This is a genomic window from Candidatus Cloacimonadota bacterium, from assembly GCA_011372345.1.
In the GTDB taxonomy this organism is placed as follows: Bacteria; Cloacimonadota; Cloacimonadia; order Cloacimonadales; family TCS61; genus DRTC01.
Genome location: DRTC01000414.1, coordinates 1 through 4,914, shown reverse-complemented (window position 1 = coordinate 4,914; position 4,914 = coordinate 1). Strand labels below are relative to the sequence as shown.

Here is a 4,914-nt window from a genome sequence, read left to right as displayed (position 1 = left end):
GTTTGCTTTAGCTGGCTTGATTTAAGTTTTCTAATCCGCTGATGCCAGTCAACTTAACTCAAGACTTCGTCTTAAGTCAAGTTTCCTTTTTGCGAGAAAATCGAATTTTCGTTCAGTCACTATATAGGAAATCCAGGTAGAAATTTTCCCAAAGTGTCAATTTCGTGCAATTCGTGGATAATTTTCAACCATTCCGAAGGTCGAGAAAAGCAAGAAGTCCGACAACCATTCGGAAGGTTTTTAACCGATCAATGCATTCTTCAAAACTTCCTCAACTCGATCCACAAGAATTATATTCAGACCTTTTTTGATCACATCATTAACTTCAGTAAGATTCGGTTCGTTCTGTTTAGGAATAATGATATTTTCAAGTTTCGCTCTTTTAGCAGCTATCAACTTCTCTGCCAAACCACCGATTGGAAGAACATTGCCGGTTAAAGTTATTTCCCCTGTCATAGCCAGATTATGCTTCACTTTTTTATCCGATAAAATGGAAATTATTGCAGTTACGATCGTTACTCCTGCCGAAGGTCCGTCTTTGGGGATCGCTCCTTCCGGAATATGCAAATGAAGATCGCACTTTTTATAAAAATCTTCTTTCAGTCCGAATTCTTTTGAATGCAAGCGAGCATAACTGAAAGCTGCTTGCGCCGATTCCTGCATCACTTCTCCGAGTTGTCCGGTCAGTTTGAGTTTTCCTTCACCTTTCATTTTCACAACTTCGATCTGCAGAGTTTCTCCGCCAAATGATGTCCAGGCAAGACCGGTTACGACTCCGACAGCATCTTTCCGGTTCACTTCCGAATAAAGATGTTTGGGAACACCAAGATATTCTTCCAGCTGCTTATTCGATATCTTTTCGTGGTTTTTGGATTTTCCTTCCACGAATTTTTTGACAACTTTACGGAGGATCTTGGAAATCTGTCTTTCCAATTCCCGCACTCCGGCTTCCCGTGTATAAAGTTCAATAATTTTTTTAATAGAATTATCCTGGAAATCAAGCTTGATCTTACCTTCCAAATCGTGTTCTTTCATAACTTTCGGGATTAGATGCTTGTTGGCAATATTAACTTTTTCAAAAGCTGTATAACCCGGGATCTCGATAACTTCCATTCTATCGAGAAGCGGTCTGGGAATAGAATTCAAAGTATTGGCAGTGGTTATAAAAATAACCTGGGAAAGATCATAATTAAAATCGAGATAATGATCGCGAAAACTGTTGTTCTGTTCGGGATCGAGAACTTCCAATAAAGCAGCAGAAGGATCTCCCCTGAAATCCATGCTCATTTTATCAACCTCATCCATCATTATGAGCGGATTGCGAGTTCCGGCTTTTTTCATGCTCTGGATGATCACTCCCGGCAAAGCTCCGATATAAGTTCGTCGATGTCCGCGTATTTCTGCTTCATCGCGAACCCCTCCTAAAGAAAGTCGCACAAATTTCCTGTCCATTGCCCTGGCGATCGATTTTCCGAGAGAAGTTTTCCCAACTCCAGGCGGTCCCACAAAACACATGATCTGTCCTTTGACTTTGTTCGCCAGTTTGACAACAGCCAGGTATTCCAGTATCCTTTCCTTAACTTTTTCCAGTCCGTAATGGTCTTTGTCGAGAATTTCCTGAGCACTTTTCAGTTTGAAATCCCTTAGTTCAGGTTCATCCCAGGGTAATTCCAAAATCCAGCTTAAATAAGTGTGAACAACAGAATATTCCGGTGAATACGGATTCATGCGGGAAAATCTCTTTAATTCATCTTCTGCTTTTTTCTTCGCTTCCTCGCTTAAATTCGTTTCTTTGACTTTTTTCTGAAAATCGATCAGGTCAGCTTTTTCTTCTTTGGTCACACCAAGTTCTTTATTGATCTGTTTTAACTGCTCGTTCAAGTAATATTCTTTCTGAACCTTATTTAAACGGCTTTTAACTTTAACATCTATTTTATGCTCCAGCTTCAGGATCTCGACTTCTTCATTTACAACCTTATAGATACTATTCAGGGATTCATACAGGTCATCGATTTCAAAAATTCGCTGTTTTTTCCTGATATCTATCTGGATATTTGCCAGAGCAAAATAGAAAAATTCAACAGGTTTTGAGGTATCGCCAAAGGGCACCATTGCCTCTTCCGGAAGAGACTTATTCAGGTTAATGTACTGAATAAATATTTTCTTGAAGGAACGGAGCAAAGCTTCGACCTCAACTTTATTCTTGGTCAGTACTTTATCGTTTCTTTGAAAATAAGCACTCAAATATTCCTTATTCCGATAAAACCTTTCAATTAAAATCCTTTGTTCTCCTTCGACCAGAAGTCTCATCGTGCCATCAGGTAATTTCAGAACCTGCAGGATTGTACAAAGAGTACCGGTTCGATACAAAAATTTAGCCTTAGGGTCTGCTTCGAAATCCGAATTAGATTTCTGGGTTATACAGATTATTTTTTTATCCTCGATCAACGCACTATCAGCAGCTTTTATGGAAGCACCTCGACCAACGAGTAAAGGTGTGATCGTATTTGGAACAACAAGCGTATTCCTTAATGGAATAACAGGATAAATTCCATATTCGTTATTTTTTTTAGCCATTCAAACCTCATATTTTTGATTCTTATTATTTAAGTTTTCTGGAGTTGAGACCCCGTTTTTATTTTACAATTTTATTCACGAAATGAATCTCGTGTAACTTATTCTCTTTTTTTCCTTCATCATTGGATATTCCGTATAGGATATTGGGTATTATTTTTTTATAGACCCAACAAATCCTATAAAGAGCCATTTATTTTTATAAGATATTTTTTCTTATTTTTATGTCAATCCCATATTTTATTTTCCAGGCTTGACACCAAAATTTTCAAAAAAATTGATAATCATTAATAATGATTTCAAAATCTGATTAGAAGCTCACAAATTCAGGAGATATGCAAAAATATTTTATTTTCTGAATTTATTTTCTGAATTTATTTTCTGAATTTATTTTCTCGAAAATTCAAAAGCATCAAATTCATAACCTACAGATAGGTAATAATATGCCTTCCTGTCCTGAGCTATCGCTGCTCCGATCCTGAGCGGTCCAAAAAAAGTTTGATAACCTAATTTTATCCCTGCTCCATAGTATGTGTTTTCCTCAGGCAACCAGCTTTCCGTATTTCCCAAATTTAGAAAATTAAAATGCAGATCTCCAAAAAAGTGATCATAAAGCTCTGATCTTAAAGCTAAAGTATTTATCTGGTAGATAGGAGCACTTCTTTCTCTGGAATATAAACCCATAAAACTATCGAATCCTCCAATATAGAACGGATCAAAATCAATATCATATTTCTTAAAATAAGAACCATATTCAAACTGGTATTTGAGAGAAAGATTCCTTGCAAAAGGCAGGAGCATCCTGATCCTCGCATACATTTTTTTGTAACCTTCGTCGCTGAAAAAGACCTTTCTCGCTCCTGTTAATTTGATCAGAAATTGACTTCCCCTCATGGGAAAAACATAATCGTCCAGGCTTTCATGATAAAGCTTGAAACCAAGTCCGGTCGCTGTAAATTGTGTGTCTTCAAAATCAGCAATATCCCTGTACATTCTTGTTTTGAAAGAATAACCGAAAACTTCAGCAATGACAATTTCTCTGGCAAAAATTCCAATTCCAAGAGTTCCACCGGTTTCCAGAGATTTTACACTGTTCATTTTTTCATGATCATCATTATATGAAAATAATTTATGCTCTTTTAAATAGGGAAAAATACGAAAATAAACTCCCCAGTGTTTGCCAAAATTTTTCACATAATCGAGATTCAGTTCATGCCTTGCTCCAACCTGCAAATTGCAGATCAATTTGGAATTCTTCTGCAGAACATTGGTTAAATCCAAAGTTAAACCGGCAACGATCTCATTATTATTATTGTAATTAAGATTGACCCCATATCGCTTTCTATCCTTTTCGATTACCTTTATAAGAAGTTCATATTTGCCCTCTTTTTCTCGAATAACAGGATAGATAAAGGTAAATAATTCCGAATTGTAAGCATGTTTGATTGCTTGTAGAATATCTTTTTTTGTATAGGATATTCCTTTTTTCAACTCCACATATTCCAATATTTTTGAGGGATGAAGGAATTTATTACCAGAAACTGAAATCCTGGAAAAATTGATATTTGCAGGTAATATTGCAGGTTTACTTTTACTATCCTCAACTTTTGGAGAAAACTCAATTTGAGAAAGAATTTTCCATGCTTCTTCTTCACCTAAATTGATAATTGTTTTCGCTTTCTCAAAATCAAGGAAAGAAATATCTCCTAAATCCGGTTTGATCAGAAAGTCGCAAAGTTCAGCAGATTCATTGACATTACGGATTATGCTCAAATTTATGGTCTGATCGAGCATATGGATCAGGTTTTGAAGTTCTTCTTCTGTCCGCAATCCTGAATTTACCTGCGAAGCAATAACAAAATCTGCTCCCATTCCTTTTGCAGTCTCAACCGGTAGATTGGATTTTACTCCTCCATCGATAAACAATTCATTTCCCAGTTCAAATGGTTTGAACAAAGAAGGAATAGACATGGAAGCTCTTAATGCTTCGGGTAGAGAACCGGTTGAAAATACTTTCGTTTCACCATTCAGGATATTTGTTGCGAGACAACGGAAAGGGATTTGATAATCATCGAAATTATCAAGGTGAGAGACCGGATAAGTCAGATCGAACATTTTGTTGATTATTTCATTTCCGGATGAAATAGCGAGAGGTAATTTCGGTAAAAAATTCTGGTCCAAATCAAAGAAATAATTGGCATAAGGTTTCCAGCGTTTTTGTCCGATATAAACATCTTCACGGCAGATATTATCAATAAAGACTTCCTTCCAATTTGTTTGGAGGAAAATATTTTCAATTTCTGTGGCTGGATATCCGATCGAGTATAAAGCTCCGATGAC

Annotated in this window: 2 protein-coding genes; both read right to left on the bottom strand. The window is 36.5% G+C overall.

The annotated features are described in order from the left end of the window. Window positions 1-240 precede the first annotated feature (240 nt). Window positions 241-2,577, bottom strand: coding sequence for an endopeptidase La (gene lon, locus ENL20_08085; protein HHE38517.1), 2,337 nt, complete (start codon window positions 2,575-2,577; stop codon window positions 241-243). 384 nt (window positions 2,578-2,961) lie between these two features. Further along, the coding region (locus ENL20_08080) for a hypothetical protein (GenBank protein HHE38516.1) at window positions 2,962-4,914 on the bottom strand (1,953 nt) is incomplete at its 5' end.